This window comes from Shimia sp., from assembly GCF_022448905.1.
In the GTDB taxonomy this organism is placed as follows: Bacteria; Pseudomonadota; Alphaproteobacteria; order Rhodobacterales; family Rhodobacteraceae; genus Shimia.
In genome coordinates, this window is record NZ_JAKVCW010000005.1 from 190,129 (window position 1) to 205,293 (window position 15,165).

The following is a 15,165-nucleotide window of genomic DNA, read 5'->3' on the forward strand; positions in this document are numbered from 1 at the left end:
AAAAGCCGCCCAAAAGGCGGCTTCTTCTTCGCTGTGATGTAAGTCCTGAGACTTAGCCCTGGCGTGCTTTGAAGCGACGCTGGGTCTTGTTGATCACGTAAACGCGGCCCTTGCGGCGCACGATCCGGCAATCGCGGTGCCGGTTCTTGAGCGAGCGGAGCGAGTTCTTGACCTTCATGGGCCTTCTCCTCATTTCGCGGCGCTGCGGTGCGCCTGGGGTTACGGGACCTCTCAAATGAGAGGCGATGAATTCATGGTGGGCGATACTGGGATCGAACCAGTGACCCCTTCGATGTCAACGAAGTGCTCTACCGCTGAGCTAATCGCCCTTTACCGACGTATGTTCAATACCCCCTAACAAAAGGGGGCGCGGAAAACCCGCGCCGGTGGCGGTCTCTATAAAAGGAGTCGCAGGGGGGATCAAGGGCTTTTGGCGCAGTAATTTTTGCGGCTATAGTTTGAGGGAACAGGAGAGATGATGCAAACCACCGCTTACCGCATTTTTGAGCCTCAAACCGTGCAAACTTCCGTGGTTTTTGCCTCTCCGCACAGCGGCTGTGACTACCCGGAATGGTTCATCCGCCGCTCTTTGCTCAATGCCCACACGATTCGCTCCTCTGAAGACGCTTATGTGGACCAACTCTTTGCCGACGCCCCAAAGTATGGCGCGCCGTTTCTGGTCGCCCGCGCGCCGCGCGCATTATTGGACCTGAACCGCGCCGCCGAGGAACTCGACCCGGCGCTTATCCAAGGTGTGCGCAAGGTGGGCCACAATCCTCGCGTGGCCTCAGGCCTTGGTGTGATCCCCCGTGTGGTGGCCAATGGCCGCGCGATTTATCACGGCAAGATGACCCGCACCGAAGCTGACGCGCGAATCGACACCTACTGGCGCCCTTACCACAGTGCCCTCAAAGGGCTTCTGGACAACGCCCGACACAGATTCGGTGAAGCGATTCTGATCGACTGCCATTCCATGCCACGCGAGGCGGTGGAAAGCGCCACGCGCCGTGGCGTACAGAGGCCTGAGATTGTGCTGGGCGACCGCTTTGGCGCGGCCGCTGATGTGGAACTGGTGGACCAGATCGAAGCCGCCTTCCTGAAGGCCGGCTTTGTGGTGTCCCGAAACACGCCCTTTGCCGGTGCCTATGTGACGCAACACTATGGTCGGCCCCTCAAAGCCCAGCACGCCATCCAAATCGAGATCGACCGCTCGCTCTATATGGACGAAGCCACCATCCAGCCGCACAGTGATTTTGACATCTTCCGCACCCGTTTGACCGAGGTGGTTGCCCAAATCGCCCGCTTGGGTCAGCCAGGTGCCAACAGCCTCGCCGCAGAATAAGCTCAAACCGTTGACCTGACCCACCAGCTTGGTAAGGCTTCTCGCAAAGACGAGGAGACCAGTATGGCCAGTGCTTTGATTGTGATTGATGTGCAAAACGACTTCTGCCCCGGCGGTGCCTTGGCGGTGCCCGAAGGCGACCAAATTGTCCCCGGCATCAACGCCCTGATGGACGACTTCGATACCGTTGTCCTGACCCAAGACTGGCATCCGGCGGGACACTCTTCATTTGCCAGCAGCCACGACGGCAAAGCCCCCTATGAGCTGATCGACATGCCTTATGGCCCACAGGTGCTTTGGCCGGATCACTGCGTGCAAGGCAGTGCTGGCTCGGGCCTGCATGCTGATCTCAACGTGATCCGCGCCAATGTCATTATCCGCAAAGGCACCAACCCGGCCATCGACAGCTATTCTGCGTTTTTTGAGAACGACCAAAAAACCCCAACCGGGCTAGAAGGTTACCTGAAATCTTTGGGCGTCACAGAGATCACCATGGTCGGCCTCGCAACCGACTTCTGCGTGCAGTTTTCCGCACTGGATGCCGCCCGTTTGGGCTTCAAAGTGACCGTCCGTGAAGACCTCTGTCGCGCAATTGACCTGGATGGGTCCTTGGCGGCTGCACAAAATGCCATGAACGCAGCAGGAATTTCTCGCATTTGAGGGGAAATATTCTAGGTTTGTTAACCAATCATCGGGCATTTACCCATTGTTAGTTGTCTGAGAAGATTGGGAAATGGCTGCGGAAATTCACGAGCTTAACCGGGCCTTGGAGGCTTTTGACCGGCGCAACACGCCGGCGGGGTTGCTGGTGCGCTATGCCCGTGGCCGCTTGCGTTATTTCTTCAGTCGCCAGGCCCTAACGCTTTTTGGCGCGATGATCCTGACCTTCTCGGTCTCCCTACAAACCGGTTTTCTAGCGCTGTTCGTGGCGGTGTTGGGGGATCTAATCGACAGCTACGTGCTGCGCAGTGTGCAAAATCAGTTGCATCGGGGCGTGCCGGTTCAGGACCTCCTGCGAAAAACCACGCTGACGGCTGTCGCTCAGTCTTTTGGCCTATCCGTATTTGTTGCCATCCTATGGCTTGCTATTCCCCACGAAGTCGCCTTGCTTCTGTGCTTGGCCTATATGGGGGCAGGGGCAGTGAACGCGATTATGGCGCTGGCCTATCATCGCACCGCGGCGCTCGCCCGTCTCGCGGTCTATGGCGTCACCGTCACGCTCCTGTTTGCCGCTGATTTCTATGTGCTGGAGCATCAACGCGAGCAGTTTTTCTACAATGTCGCTGCCACACTCATGGTCGCTTACACCATGCTGCCCTTTGTCAGCTACGTCACCACCGGCCGCCTAAGGGACCTGCGCCAACAGCGCCGCCAGATCGAACAGGGCTTAGAGCTGGCCAAGGCGAATGCTTCTCTGGTGGCGCGTCAGCGCGAAGGCCGGTTCTTGTCGTCTATTGCTGAAAACGCTGTCGACAGCATCATCATGCTGGACGCGGAGGCCAACACGCTCTGGGTCAATCCAGCCTTCACCCGCAAAACCGGTTACAAACTGTCCGAGGTGGTGGGCAAGCATCCCTCCGACTATCTTCATGGCCCGCGGTCTGATCCGACAATATTGGAGCGCTTTACCGCTGCGATCAACGAAGGCGTGGCCGCGCATGGCGAGAACGTGAATTACACCAAGATCGGCGCTCCATTCTGGGTGGAGACCAACCTCTCGCCGGTTTTTGATGACAACGGTAAGTTGGAGATGGTGATCTCCGTGGACCGCGACATCACCCTTAAAAAGCAACGCGAGGCTGAACTGGCCGAAGCCAAACGTGCCGCCGAACAGGGGGAACGTGCCAAAACCGCCTTCCTGGCCACGATGAGCCACGAGATCCGCACACCGATGAACGGCATCATCGGTATGTCCGATCTCTTGAGTGACGCCAAGCTCAGCCCTGAGGACGCGCTTTATGTGCAGACCATCCGCCATTCCTCTGAGGCGCTGCTGACCATCATCAACGACATTCTCGACTTCTCCAAACTGCAAGACGGCCACCTGAAGATCAGTTCGGTGGCCTTTGAGCTGCAGCCCTGCCTGGATGAGGTTATGAACCTGATGCGCCCCCAGGCGGCGGCCAAGGGTATCCCGCTCAACGTGGAATGCGCAGCCAACCTGCCGCGCACTGTGTGGGGCGACGATGGCCGCCTGCGCCAAATCCTGGTGAACATCATCGGCAACGCCATCAAGTTCACTGAGACAGGTAGCGTGACGGTGCATGTCGGCACCGTGAAAGAAGGCCCGGACCATGGTTTGGAGATATCCGTTACTGACACTGGTATCGGCATTGCTCCGGATCGCATCGAACACGTGTTTGATCAGTTTGCTCAAGCGGATGCCGCCACCACCCGTCGCTTTGGTGGCACGGGGCTGGGTCTCGCGATCTCACGTCAGTTGGCCCGGATGATGGGCGGGGACGTCGTCGCCACCAGTGCAGTGAATGTTGGCAGCTGCTTTGTAATCACCGTAGACTTCCCTGAGGTCAACCTACCCGCCAAGCGGATTGCGGATCTGGATGTCCTGCCTGACCCGGCAGTCTTCACCGACAAAACCGTGCTTCTGGCGGAGGACAACCGCACCAATCGCTTCCTTGTGCAAAAACTGCTCAAAGACCTGCCGCTCACCCTAATCACTGCCGTAAATGGCAAAGAGGCGGTGGACAAAGTCAAGGAACACAAGCCCGACGTGGTGCTGATGGACATGTCTATGCCGGAGATGGACGGGCTCGACGCCACGCGTTTCATTCGCAGACACATCCCGATGCAGCCGCATATCATCGCTCTCACCGCCAACGCCTATCGCAGTGACCGACAGGCCTGTCTGGAGGCTGGCATGAACGGCTTCTTGCCCAAACCAGTGCGCCGCGGCGACCTTCTGAAGGCCATCGCACAGGGGCTGGAAAGCCGCACCCGCGTGGTTCAGTCGCGCTGACTCACCCATAAGGGCTTCCAGACCCTTGGTTTTCTGGGTATCAACGGCGAAACGAGACTGTGAGGACCAGAGAATATGGTCGATATCGCCACCCGTGTCTGGAACCACAAATGGAAAATTGATCCCATTGTGCGCTCCCTCATCGACAACGACTTCTATAAGTTGCTGATGTGTCAGTCGATTTTCCGCAATCGCCCCGACGCCCATGTCACCTTTAGCTTGATCAACCGCTCCTCCAGCATTCGCTTGGCGGAACTGATCGACGAAGGTGAATTGCGCGAACAACTTGACCACATTCAGTCGCTGTCCCTGAGCCGTGGCGAAAGCACCTTCCTGCGCGGCAATACCTTCTACGGTAAACGCCAGATGTTCCGCCCGGACTTCATGGAATGGTTCGAAAACATGCGCCTGCCGGACTACCATCTGGAAAAGCGCGACGGCCAATATGAGCTGACCTTTGAGGGCAAATGGCATGAGGTCATGTTGTGGGAAATCCCGGCCTTGGCCGTGCTGATGGAGCTGCGCGGTCGCGCGGTGCTGCACGACATGCGCAAGTTTGAGCTGCAAGTGCTCTACGCCCGCGCCATGACCAAGCTCTGGGAGAAAATCGACCATCTGCGTACCCTGCCGGACCTGCGGATCGCCGATTTTGGCACCCGCCGCCGTCATTCCTACCTGTGGCAGGATTGGTGTGTACAGGCGATGGTCGAAGGGCTGGGCGACAAGTTTGTTGGCACCTCCAACTGCTTGATTGCGATGAAACGCGATCTGGAGGCCATTGGCACCAACGCCCACGAATTGCCCATGGTGTTCTCGGCCTTGGCGGATACCGATGACGAGCTGCGCCAAGCGCCGTACAAAGTTCTCGCCGATTGGCATGAGGAGCACGAAGGCAACCTGCGCATCATTCTGCCAGACACCTACGGTACCGAAGGTTTCCTGCAGCGCGCCCCGGATTGGCTGGCGGGTTGGACTGGTATTCGCATCGACAGCGGCGATCCCGCCAAGGGTGCCGAAACCGCCATCCGTTGGTGGAAAGAACGCGGCGAAGACCCGACCAAGAAATTGGTGATCTTCTCTGATGGCTTGGACACCGATAAAATCGCCGAGCTGCACACGCAGTTTGCCGGTCGCGTACGTGTGTCTTTTGGCTGGGGCACCTTGCTGACCAATGATTTCCGCGGTTTGACGCCAGATGATGGCCTCGCGCCGTTCTCCATGGTCTGCAAAGCCATCAAGGCCAACGGCAAACCGACGGTGAAACTGTCAGACAACCCCAACAAGGCCATGGGTCCCGCCAGCGAAATTGAGCGCTACAAACGCGTGTTTGGCGTGGGGCAGCAGGACGAAATGGAAGTGATCGTCTAAGCGGTCTGCATCAGGAAAGTCTGCGCCAAAGCCATCGTGCTTGGGTCCCGCAATATCCGCGTGTGACCCAGGCCCTCGGTGACCTCAAACTGTGCGCCTTTCCAGGCCGCGGCCACCTGATGACCTTCTGCCAACGGCACCTGCTTGTCGTCGCGGTCATGCAGGATCAGGGCGCGCTGATCCAACACCGACGCATTAAGCGGCGTTCGAAACTCATCAAACGCCCGCCCGTACCGCGCCTCGATCAACGCTTGCGCCCGCCCGGTGACCTTGTCCGTGGCCCCGAGCATCCGCCCCGCCTGCGCCAGATAGGTGCCCGGATACACCGGCGGCGCAATCAGAATGGCGCGCTTGGCGGCCATGCCCAGCCGCAAAGCCGTTGCCACCGCCGCACCCCCCATGGAGTGGCCGATCACCGCATCAAACGCCCCCTCTTGCGCGGCAAACATCTCCAGTGCATCGACAAAATCCGGCAAGCCAGCATTGCGCACAGGGGACTTGCCATGCCCCGGCGCATCAAACCCCACAACCTCATAGCCCGCCGCAACCAGCGGCTCGGCCAAGCCGCTCAGCTGGCTGACTCGCCCGCCAAACCCATGCAGCAAAAGCACTTTCGGATGTGGTCCTGCGCCTTCTGGCACCCAGCGGTAGACTGACAGAAACCCCAGTGCGCCAAACCGTCGTCGCGTATAGCGCGCCTGCGCCATGGCCGCGCGCTCCCATGCCCGCACCTTTGGCCGCGGCGGCGTGGTGAACAGATGCGCCAGCCGCACCGCCGCGCGATCCGGTGCACTTCGCGACAGCGCCCACATTTGCCCCCGCAACGCTGCCAACATCGCCAGCTTTTTGATCTGCGGAAGCTTGCGCTGCCGCCGTACGACGGAAGGAACACTGCTGTCGGTCATCACTCTCTCCTGTGCCAAATGCACTTGGGTTCCAAAATAGAACTCACATGGTAGTTTATAAGTTCTAAATCAGAACTGAGTCAAGTTCTGTTTTGGAACCTATTGGGAAATTCCGCCAGAGATGCTACATCAGGCTCATGAAATGGACTGATCTCCCCAACGAAGGCTGCTCTGTGGCCCGCACCATGTCGGTGCTCGGCGACCGCTGGACGCTGCTCATCCTGCGCGACACGCTCTTTGGCATCCGCCGATTTGATGACATTCAGAAACGCCTAAAGATCACGCGCCACGTGTTGTCTGATCGCCTCAAACGCTTGGAATCCCACGGTCTTCTGGAACGCAAACCCTATCAGGAGCGCCCCACCCGCTATGAGTATCACCCAACCCAAGCCGCCAAAGATTTTGTGCCGGTCATGCAGGCCATGACAGCTTGGGCGCAGACACATCTGCCGACAGAGAAGTCGGAGCCCTACCGATTCCTCGACCGCGCAACGCGCACTCCCACGGACCCAAAGGTGATCGACGCCAACACCGGCGCCGAAATCACCTCACAGTCGATTTGGGTGGAAGCGAACCGGGATTAGGACAGATACCGCTGCGCCATGGCTATGGCCCGCTCGGCATAGTCCCGCACCGCCGGATGATCATCGGCATAGCGTCCAATGACCCAACCACACGACGCCATCGCCCGCATCACGGTAAACGCCAGCAACAACTGCTCTGCATCGTCCGGTAAGGCGCGCACCGAGGCATAGCCGCGCAGCAATGCCGCGCCCAACGCTGCCTCATTGGCCTGATCCCAATTCTGGGACATGGCCACGCCCAGCTCATACATTCGGAAGCCAAACACGCCGTCGTCAAAATCGATCAGCCGCGTTTGGCCGTCTTGTACAAGCACATTCTCCCGCAACGCATCCGCATGGATCAGGCCAAAATCACCACCCGCCTCGGCATGCGCACCTATCTCCGACCGCAATTTCTCACGACAGGCCAGCAACAGCGCCACCTCATCTTCAGACAGGCTGGCATTCTCCCAAAACCGTCCCCAGGACGGCGCGTTGCCCAGCAACGCATCCAGATCCAAAACCTCTCGCTCAAACGCGTCAGTCCGCTCCATCGCATCGCTGGCCACATGCAACCGCGCCAATTCCGCCCCCAGCGCCTCATGCAGTCGTGCCTGCTCAGCCGCATCCATCCCCAGCGGCACACCACCTTCGCCCAGCGGCTCCCCGTCCAGCCAGGACACCAGCGAGGCTACACGCTCCCCGCCGGTTGCCAGCACGTCGCCAGCCAAGGTGCGGATTGGCTGCGGCACCACCATGCCGGCGGCGACCAACGCCTCAGACCACCACAGCTCAGAGCGGATCGCATCATCGCTCTGATATCCCGGCCGATGCAGCCGCAACGCCGCGCGCTGCCCATCCGGCCCCGCCGCTTCTAAAACGATGTTCTCACGATTCTTGATCAACCGGGGTGTCATCTCCACACCCCAGGCCTTCAGTGCGTCCTGTGCAGCTACAATGGCTTCTTGATTGTTCATAGCACCGCCTCAAACGCCGCGTTCATGGTCTCCACCAACAGATCCGCATTGCCGCGATCAAACGCACAGGGCGGGCGGATTTTTAACGTGTTGTCATAGCGCCCCTCACTGTGCAGCAGCACGCCACGGTCGCGCATCTCGTCAATCATCGCCGTGCACACTTCTGTGGCCGGCTTCCCGTCGCGCCACAGTTCCACACCAAAGAACAGGCCGGAGCCGCGCACGTCGGCAATCACGTCATAGCGTGCCTGCAGCTCTTTCAACTGCGCCACTGCATAGGCGCCCACATCCGCCGCGTTCGCTACTAGCCCTTCGTCTTCAATCACGTTCAGCACCGCATGCGCCGCCGCCGCGCTCACCGGGTTGCCGCCAAAGGTGTTGAAGTATTTGAAGCCTTCCTGAAACGCGGTCAGGATTTCCGGCCGCGTGATCGTCGCTGCCACCGGATGCCCGTTGGCCATTGGCTTGCCCAGCGTCACGATATCCGGCGCAAAGCTAAGTTTCTGGTGTCCCCACCAATGGCTGCCAATCCGGCCAAACCCCGGCTGCACCTCATCGGCAATCACAATGCCGCCTGCGGCCTTCACCGCGGCAACGGCGTCATCAAGGAAGCCCTCTTCCAATGTCGGGAAACCTTCATTGGCAAAATACGGGCAGATGATCAGCGCCGATAGCCCGTGTTCGGAGGCTTCAAGTTCGGCAATCGCCGCTTGCACCGCCGCGGTGAAGGCCGCCTTTTGCCCTTCTCGGGTGCCACCAACCGGCTGCATATTGTCCGGCGCTGGCACCCGTTTCACATGATCCTTGAAGCCGCCAATCGGCACCTTGGAGCTGTTGAGCTGGCTCACCGCTGAGGTGTTGCCGTGATAGGTATTGTCGGTCGTAATCACCCCGGTCTTGCCGGTCATCGCCTGCGCCATGCGCAGCGCCACATCATTGGCCTCGGACCCGGAACAGACCATCACCATGCTGGTCAGGTCATGGTCAAACTTCGCGGTCAGCGCCTCGCCGTAATCCAAAATCCCATCGTGCACATAACGCGTGTGGGTGTTCAGCGTCGCCGCCTGTGTCGCAATCGCCTCCACCACGCGTGGATGGCAATGCCCGACGTGCGGCACGTTGTTGTAACAGTCCAGATATTTGCGGCCGTCTGTGTCCCACAGCCACACACCTTCACCGCGTGCGAGATGCACTGGCTCTTTGTAAAATGTGGTGACATGTGACCCCAACAGCCGTTTGCGCCGCGCCAATGCGTCCGACATGGCTTGCTCCCTCTATTTGCTCCCGCGCCATTACTGCGCCCGAACTCATGAGGCTGCAACCACCAATCAATCGTCGCGGCCAACCTTCCCACGCATGGCCTTCACCTCGCCACGTTCTTTCTTGGCCTTGAGGCGTCGCTGCTGGCTGCCGTAGGTCGGCTTGGTCTTGATTCGCCGTTTCGGTGCCACCAAAGATTTGCGGATCAACTCCGCCAGACGATCCCGCGCAAGGTCGCGGTTGCGTGCTTGGCTGCGGGTTTCATCACATTGGATGATGATCGCCCCGTCCTTGGTCCAGCGCCGTCCGGCCAGCCGCTTGAGCCGCGCTTTCACAGGTGCGGACAGAGCAGGGGAGCGCGCCGCCTCAAAGCGGAGCTCCACGGCGGTCGCAACCTTGTTCACATTCTGACCACCAGGCCCGCTGGCGCGCATGAACTGCTCGGTCAGCTCCCAGTCTTCAATCGTGATCTCATCGCTGATCCGCAGCATGGCTCTCTCCGCGTTGCGCGGCCTGTTCATTAAGATTTACCGGATTGTATGCGCTGGAAATTCGCACCTCCGCAATACAGTCAAAATACCGACGCAATACCGACGTGGCATTTGAGCGACTTTCAGAGGTTAAAGGGGCAACAAAAAGGGCTGCTTCCCGCGTTGGAAACAGCCCTTCGAGATGATTGGAGGTGCGCCGGTTAGGATCACACCAATTCGGACTTTACGTCAGCCAAGGGCTGCCTCAGCTGCGTTCTCCCCAAACTGTTCCGACCTCGTTCTCCATAGCTTCTCTAGACAATGGGCACCTCCTTTCAGATGATTTCGCGTATCTCCAGCCTGCCACAGGTTGGAGATATGTCAAACAAAATCATGTGGTGCGCGCTGTCAAAGACCCCACGATCATGCGGAACGGCACAAGAGCGAGCAGCGCAAGCGTAAGTTTTACGCACCAATCGGCAAAGCCCAGGCTCACCCACAGTGGCACCACAGGACCCGCGCCCAGCAGAGGCAGCATTTCACCTGCCCAGCTCACATCGTTGCCTGGTTCGATGAAGGAGAGTGCGCCGCTGAAAGCAACGGTGAAGAAGATCGCGGTATCCACAGAGGAGCCGATCAGCGTCGACGCCAACGGCGCCCGCCACCAAGCACCTGCTCGCAGACGATCAAAGATCGCCACATCAAGCAGTTGCGCGGTCAGGAAGGCCAAACCGGAGCCAATCGCGATCCGTAAAGTCACTGCAGGATAGGTGAAGCCGTCGCCTTCGAGCATGATCTTGGTACCAATGAAGGAGCAGATCACACCGACAATGAAACCGGCAAAAACCACTTTGCGCGCGGCGGGCGCGCCATACACGCGGTTCATCACGTCGGTCACAAGAAAGGCGAGAGGATAGGTGAACGCCCCCCAGGTCAGCCACTGACCAAAGAGGAATTGCACAAGAATATTGGAGGCTACAACAATAGCAGCCATGGCAATGATGCCAGGAAGATAGGTCGTTTTCATTTGTCTGAGCCCGTTTTGACAAGGTAGCGGCGACTTGGCCCCGCGACCGTCGCGGGACGCAGCGCTCCTACAGCGCAGACCCCAGCAAATCAAGCTTTATTGCGGTATCACATAGTCCACGATCTCAGTGCGCTGGATCAAACGGAAGTTATCATCCGAGATCATTGTGAGCCGAATGCGCCCGGCCTCGTCGCGCCAAACCGCCAAACCCTCGAGGTTGTCGTGAATGCCTATACCTTTGCGCAGCAACAGTTTTTCATCACTTACCGTGTTGCCTTCCACGGTAAAACTGCGGACACGCGCGCGAAATCCCAGGCCATTAAACCCGCGTTCCAGTACATACAGCCGCCCATCCGGCCCAAAATCTGCGCCCACAGGCTGAAACTGTTTCGCGCGTGGCAAGATAAAGGCCTTTTCCCATTGGCCTTTCTTCAACGTGAAGACCTGCGCCACACTCTCATCGCCAAGCGGCTGCTCGGGGATCGCAAAAATCTTGCCCCAATTGTTGATCGCCAAGGCTTCAAACCCGCCGTTCAACTTCATCCTGTTGAGCTCTTTGCGCCAAGGCATGCCCTGCGCCTTGGCGCCCGGCTGCGCAAAACGGTTCAGCCTGTGCTTACCTTCAAAGGACACCACAAGCTGGCCATTCGTTTGCAAGACCAACCCTTCACTGTCGCGCAATCCCGCCTTTTTGGGGAAATTGCCTTTGGTGTCCAGCACGCGAAAAGCCTCGACGTTTTGAACGCCAAGAACCGCACCGCCCTCGCGTTGCAACGTGCCCGTCACAAACATCCCACGGTCGGAGATCGCCACCATCTCGCGCCCGTCTTCAGACAGCTCGATGCCGGAAAACCCGCCAAACCACCCGTCATGCAGGCGCCAAGTGTAAGTCGAAACATGCTCCGCCAGATCGCTCGACGTGTCGCCGCTCAGGCCACGTCCCGCCAACAAACCCGCGCTGAACACACACGCCGCTACGGCGATTGCAAAACTGCGACGCATTGTTGTGGTAGGTCCGTCATTTGAAGTTCACGCCGTGGTTTTGGTTTGGGCGCATTGGGGTCTGGCGGTGGCGGGAACAATATATCCTGCACCCACTGTCTTGCATCATCACAGCCGTCGCCCTTGGGAGGCGGGTCCTGGTTCACACAGCCAGTTGTGCCATCAGGGCAGTTCAGGCGGACATGGAAATGATAATGGTGCCCCCACCAAGGCCGGATTTTCCGCAGCCACGCACGATCACCTTTGGCGTCATCACACATCTGCACTTTGGCGCCAGGAAACACAAAAATCCGCGCCACACGAGGATCATTTGCGGCTGCTTTCAGGATCTCATGATGCTGTTTCGTCCAACTGCTGTTGACATAAGCGCCCCTGTCCCGGCGCATGGAAATCGAGGAAATGCTCTCACGTTCTGCTGCTGTCAGGTTGAGCCGGTTTGCGGGTAACATCCATATATCAATGTCCAATCCCAGTTGATGGGAACGGTGGCCGGTCAACATTGGCCCCCCGCGAGGCTGGCTGATATCGCCAATATAAAGCCCATTCCACCCTGGCTGCTGCGCGGCCTTGGCAGAGAGGTCTTTGATATAGTCTATCGTGACCGGATGCCCCCAGTTCCGGTTGCGCGACAGGCGCATGGCCTGCCATGTCGGGCCCGTTTCCGGCAGCATATCACCGCCGGCGAGGCAGCCTTTGGAATACCCGCCGAACGGCGCGCTGCTTTGTTGGGAGGCGACAGGTTTGGCACCAAAAAGCTGTTTGGCCTGAACGCCTTGCATGCTTACGGGCACCTGCTGCTGGGTCGATACGGCAACGGTGCGCTCCGGCGCTTCATTCTTACACGCGGCAAGCCCGATCAGGGCCAATACAGTTAAGAAGCGGTAGACCATGTGTCGCTGTCTCCCTTTGGGTTGACCCAGCGTAGCAGGATCAGGCCCAAGAGGAAAAGAGCGATCAGCGGTGTCACGCCAATCTGCTGGCTGCCAGACCAGAGCGTGACAACACCAATCAGGAAGGGCGCAATGAAGGAGGTTGCTTTGCCGGCCAAGGCATAAAGCCCAAAGGACTCCGCGGTTTTGCCCGGCAGTGCCTGACGCACCATCATCGAGCGGCTGGCGGATTGGATTACACCGCCGGCCGCGCCAATCAGCGCGCCCAAGATATAGAATGCCACATCGGGCAACTTGGAGGTTTCTTCGACGGCAAGGCCAAAGACGTTCTCGCGGGAGATAAAGACAATCGCAATGGCCACACCACAGAGCACAAAGATGCAGAATGTGATGACCGGTTTTGGTCCAAGTTTTTCGTCAGCCCGCCCGCCGATCCAAGCAAAGATTGCGCCGGAGATGATTGCCAGAATGCCAAAGATGCCCACATCCACCACTGACCAATTCAACACGCCGGCCGCGTAGATCCCGCCAAAGGTATACATCCCATTCAGCGCATCACGGTAGAACATGGAGCTGCCGAGGTAGGCAAACAATGAAGGCGTCTGTGGTAGGTTTTGAATGGTGCCCCAGACTTCCTTCAACGCACCAGCCGTTGCGCCCTTTACAGGTTTGGTGGGCTTTGGATCACGCACCCAAAGAAAGAACGGGATCATAAACACCGCATACCAAAGCGCGGTCAGCGGGCCAACAAAGCGCGTGCCTTCCCGCTGGCTTGCGTCCAGACCAAAGGCCGGGTCCAACCCGATCATGGTCTTGCCGCTCTGCGCATCCTCGGCAAACAGCGCCAGCATCAGTACAAGTGCAAACAAGCCACCGACATAACCAAACGCCCAGCCATTGCCGGAGATACGCCCCACCTCTTCTTTGGTGCCCAGTTCCGGCAGCATCGAATTGGTAAAGATCGTGGCGAACTCCATACCAATCATGCCAATGGCGAAAAGCAGGAGGGTGGTGTGCAAATCAAAGCTGTCTGGCGCGGCAAACCAAAGGCCAAAGGACCCGACAACATACATCGCTGAGAACAGCCAGATCCAGCGCAGTCGGTTCCCGGAATTGTCCGCCATGGCACCCAGCACCGGCGCGAGGATGGCAATGACAATGCCAGCTGCGGCAACGCCAAATCCCCAGGCTGCTTGAGCCTCGGCGCCGTCACCCATCAAGTCTTTGATGTATGGTGCAAAAATAAAGGTGATGAGGAGGGTGTTATATGGCTGGCTTGCCCAGTCAAAAAAGAACCAACCCCAAATGCGCTTGCGCGCTGAAACTTGTGACATCCGCATCCCCCCGGACTTTCAAATACACTTAGACGGGATGTCACAACCATAGCAAGTTAATCCTGCATTGGGGGCCACGGTCTGGTGGTCTCTGCGGCAATCCAGTTGGCCACCCACTCGGGGGCCGCTGGCGATTGCTCGTCCAAACCCATGGCTTCCATCACCCGATCCGGCGTCACAATCCCGTTCTTGTCGGTCACCGCCGCCCGGTAGAGCGCATGGTTGGCGCATTCACCGTTTTGCTTCCACATGGATTGCTCCAGATAGATAAACCGCGCATCCCAGAACACCGCCCGGCTGCGCATCTCAATCTTCTCGAATGTGCGGATGCGGCGGCGATAGCGCACGGTGGCGCCTGCCATGGTCATGTTCCACTTTTCCCGACGCAATACACTGACCAGGCCAATGCGCTGCGCCAGTGGGATACGACCCAAGTCAAACAAGGTCAGCGTGCGCCCGTTGTTTAACTCCATCCACAGGTCAATGTCAGACGGCCAACAGCGGTGCTCGGACACATGGGTGCCTGTCAACGGCAGCGAGGATGCGTTGCGAAATTTGATCAGCTCTTTGACCATGCGCATGATGGGATACATGGGGCTCTCCTTTGCCTGCCCTTCAATGCCTTCCGCAACACATCGTCAACCGAGATTCCAGCGCAGGCTTGTGCTTTGACGCAACGGTGCTTAACTGTGCCCCAATCGGAGCAAAGGAGCCTCTCATGATGGCAATTTACGGCCCGCTGCGGCTGATCTTGGATATCGCCTTCTTCTTCATGCTGGCACATATCATCATGAGCTGGCTGATCAATTTCCAGGTCCTGAACCTGCGCCAGCCACTGGTGTCGCAAATCTGGACCGGCCTGAACCGTCTTCTGGAGCCAATCTACGAGCCGGTGCGACGTGTGATGCCGGACACCCGCCCGCTGGATCTCGCGCCCTTGGTGGTCTTTGTGATCATCATTTCCCTGCGAGACTACATTCTGCCAGCGGTTCTTCTTGGATAACCTGCGCCTTCGGGCTTGAGGCTCCCGCCTGCCTATGGGACAGTCGC

General features: G+C 58.6%; 16 protein-coding genes and 1 tRNA gene. 6 read left to right on the forward strand and 11 right to left on the reverse strand.

From position 1 onward, the window contains the following. Positions 1-52: 52 nt before the first annotated feature. Positions 53-178 (reverse strand): type B 50S ribosomal protein L36, encoded by a 126-nt coding sequence (ykgO, locus tag MK208_RS07765; protein ID WP_054004448.1) that lies wholly within the window; start codon positions 176-178, stop codon positions 53-55. A 76-nt stretch (positions 179-254) separates the two neighbouring features. Continuing rightward, positions 255-329: transfer RNA gene (locus tag MK208_RS07770), tRNA-Val, on the reverse strand. 149 nt (positions 330-478) lie between these two features. Between MK208_RS07770 and MK208_RS07775 the strand changes: the two genes are divergently transcribed. The 4 genes from MK208_RS07775 (at position 479) to pncB (ending at position 5,687) form a co-directional block, all read left to right on the forward strand. Beyond that, the gene (locus MK208_RS07775; protein ID WP_294115609.1) at positions 479-1,342 is read left to right on the forward strand and encodes an N-formylglutamate amidohydrolase; all 864 of its coding nucleotides are present in this window, start codon (positions 479-481) and stop codon (positions 1,340-1,342) included. 63 nt (positions 1,343-1,405) lie between these two features. After that, entirely contained in the window at positions 1,406-2,002 is a 597-nt protein-coding gene (gene pncA / locus MK208_RS07780) for a bifunctional nicotinamidase/pyrazinamidase (protein WP_294115610.1), read from the forward strand. A gap of 73 nt (positions 2,003-2,075) precedes the next feature. Beyond that, on the forward strand, positions 2,076-4,319 hold the full coding sequence (locus tag MK208_RS07785) for a PAS domain-containing hybrid sensor histidine kinase/response regulator (protein ID WP_294115611.1): 2,244 nt from the start codon (positions 2,076-2,078) through the stop codon (positions 4,317-4,319). Between the two features lie 75 nt (positions 4,320-4,394). After that, on the forward strand, positions 4,395-5,687 hold the full coding sequence (gene pncB, locus MK208_RS07790) for a nicotinate phosphoribosyltransferase (protein ID WP_294115612.1): 1,293 nt from the start codon (positions 4,395-4,397) through the stop codon (positions 5,685-5,687). Here pncB and MK208_RS07795 read toward each other — a convergent pair. After that, positions 5,684-6,592 carry an alpha/beta fold hydrolase gene (locus tag MK208_RS07795; protein WP_294115613.1) on the reverse strand — a complete coding sequence of 303 codons (909 nt, stop codon included), beginning with the start codon at positions 6,590-6,592 and terminating at the stop codon, positions 5,684-5,686. The two genes, pncB and MK208_RS07795, sit on opposite strands and share 4 nt — an antisense overlap. 137 nt (positions 6,593-6,729) lie before the next feature. On the opposite strand from MK208_RS07795, the gene MK208_RS07800 reads away from it, so the two are divergent. Continuing rightward, positions 6,730-7,176, forward strand: a complete 447-nt coding sequence (locus MK208_RS07800; protein ID WP_294115615.1) for a helix-turn-helix domain-containing protein — start codon at positions 6,730-6,732, stop codon at positions 7,174-7,176. Here the strand turns inward: MK208_RS07800 and MK208_RS07805 are convergent. The 8 genes from MK208_RS07805 to MK208_RS07840 form a co-directional block, all read right to left on the reverse strand. After that, the gene (locus tag MK208_RS07805; RefSeq protein ID WP_294115616.1) at positions 7,173-8,132 is read right to left on the reverse strand and encodes a phosphotransferase; all 960 of its coding nucleotides are present in this window, start codon (positions 8,130-8,132) and stop codon (positions 7,173-7,175) included. The genes MK208_RS07800 and MK208_RS07805 overlap by 4 nt on opposite strands. Further along, positions 8,129-9,394 carry an aminotransferase class III-fold pyridoxal phosphate-dependent enzyme gene (locus tag MK208_RS07810; protein WP_294115617.1) on the reverse strand — a complete coding sequence of 422 codons (1,266 nt, stop codon included), beginning with the start codon at positions 9,392-9,394 and terminating at the stop codon, positions 8,129-8,131. Before MK208_RS07810 ends, MK208_RS07805 begins: the two co-directional genes overlap by 4 nt. Before the next feature lie 66 nt (positions 9,395-9,460). Next, positions 9,461-9,883 (reverse strand): alternative ribosome rescue aminoacyl-tRNA hydrolase ArfB, encoded by a 423-nt coding sequence (gene arfB / locus MK208_RS07815; RefSeq protein WP_294115618.1) that lies wholly within the window; start codon positions 9,881-9,883, stop codon positions 9,461-9,463. Positions 9,884-10,253: 370 nt separating this feature from the next. Further along, positions 10,254-10,889, reverse strand: coding sequence for a queuosine precursor transporter (locus tag MK208_RS07820; RefSeq protein WP_294115620.1), 636 nt, complete (start codon positions 10,887-10,889; stop codon positions 10,254-10,256). A 96-nt stretch (positions 10,890-10,985) separates the two neighbouring features. After that, positions 10,986-11,891 carry an esterase-like activity of phytase family protein gene (locus MK208_RS07825; protein WP_294115622.1) on the reverse strand — a complete coding sequence of 302 codons (906 nt, stop codon included), beginning with the start codon at positions 11,889-11,891 and terminating at the stop codon, positions 10,986-10,988. Continuing rightward, positions 11,864-12,781, reverse strand: a complete 918-nt coding sequence (mepA, locus tag MK208_RS07830) for a penicillin-insensitive murein endopeptidase (RefSeq protein WP_294115624.1) — start codon at positions 12,779-12,781, stop codon at positions 11,864-11,866. The genes MK208_RS07825 and mepA overlap by 28 nt, the downstream gene beginning before the upstream one ends. After that, the gene (locus MK208_RS07835) at positions 12,763-14,115 is read right to left on the reverse strand and encodes an MFS transporter (RefSeq protein ID WP_294115626.1); all 1,353 of its coding nucleotides are present in this window, start codon (positions 14,113-14,115) and stop codon (positions 12,763-12,765) included. The genes mepA and MK208_RS07835 overlap by 19 nt, the downstream gene beginning before the upstream one ends. Before the next feature lie 56 nt (positions 14,116-14,171). Continuing rightward, positions 14,172-14,708: an acyl-CoA thioesterase gene (locus MK208_RS07840; RefSeq protein WP_294115630.1), complete on the reverse strand. Its 537-nt coding sequence runs from the start codon at positions 14,706-14,708 to the stop codon at positions 14,172-14,174. 125 nt (positions 14,709-14,833) lie between these two features. On the opposite strand from MK208_RS07840, the gene MK208_RS07845 reads away from it, so the two are divergent. Continuing rightward, complete coding sequence (locus MK208_RS07845; protein WP_294115632.1) at positions 14,834-15,118, forward strand: YggT family protein; 285 nt, start codon at positions 14,834-14,836, stop codon at positions 15,116-15,118. Positions 15,119-15,165 lie beyond the last annotated feature (47 nt).

Bases quoted from the DNA above. Each gene is read 5' to 3' on its own strand.
- ykgO (WP_054004448.1), bottom strand. From the start codon at position 178: ATGAAGGTCAAGAACTCGCTCCGCTCGCTCAAGAACCGGCACCGCGAT.
- MK208_RS07775 (WP_294115609.1), top strand. From the start codon at position 479: ATGCAAACCACCGCTTACCGCATTTTTGAGCCTCAAACCGTGCAAACT.
- pncA (WP_294115610.1), top strand. From the start codon at position 1,406: ATGGCCAGTGCTTTGATTGTGATTGATGTGCAAAACGACTTCTGCCCC.
- MK208_RS07785 (WP_294115611.1), top strand. From the start codon at position 2,076: ATGGCTGCGGAAATTCACGAGCTTAACCGGGCCTTGGAGGCTTTTGAC.
- pncB (WP_294115612.1), top strand. From the start codon at position 4,395: ATGGTCGATATCGCCACCCGTGTCTGGAACCACAAATGGAAAATTGAT.
- MK208_RS07795 (WP_294115613.1), bottom strand. From the start codon at position 6,592: ATGACCGACAGCAGTGTTCCTTCCGTCGTACGGCGGCAGCGCAAGCTT.
- MK208_RS07800 (WP_294115615.1), top strand. From the start codon at position 6,730: ATGAAATGGACTGATCTCCCCAACGAAGGCTGCTCTGTGGCCCGCACC.
- MK208_RS07805 (WP_294115616.1), bottom strand. From the start codon at position 8,132: ATGAACAATCAAGAAGCCATTGTAGCTGCACAGGACGCACTGAAGGCC.
- MK208_RS07810 (WP_294115617.1), bottom strand. From the start codon at position 9,394: ATGTCGGACGCATTGGCGCGGCGCAAACGGCTGTTGGGGTCACATGTC.
- arfB (WP_294115618.1), bottom strand. From the start codon at position 9,883: ATGCTGCGGATCAGCGATGAGATCACGATTGAAGACTGGGAGCTGACC.
- MK208_RS07820 (WP_294115620.1), bottom strand. From the start codon at position 10,889: ATGAAAACGACCTATCTTCCTGGCATCATTGCCATGGCTGCTATTGTT.
- MK208_RS07825 (WP_294115622.1), bottom strand. From the start codon at position 11,891: ATGCGTCGCAGTTTTGCAATCGCCGTAGCGGCGTGTGTGTTCAGCGCG.
- mepA (WP_294115624.1), bottom strand. From the start codon at position 12,781: ATGGTCTACCGCTTCTTAACTGTATTGGCCCTGATCGGGCTTGCCGCG.
- MK208_RS07835 (WP_294115626.1), bottom strand. From the start codon at position 14,115: ATGTCACAAGTTTCAGCGCGCAAGCGCATTTGGGGTTGGTTCTTTTTT.
- MK208_RS07840 (WP_294115630.1), bottom strand. From the start codon at position 14,708: ATGTATCCCATCATGCGCATGGTCAAAGAGCTGATCAAATTTCGCAAC.
- MK208_RS07845 (WP_294115632.1), top strand. From the start codon at position 14,834: ATGATGGCAATTTACGGCCCGCTGCGGCTGATCTTGGATATCGCCTTC.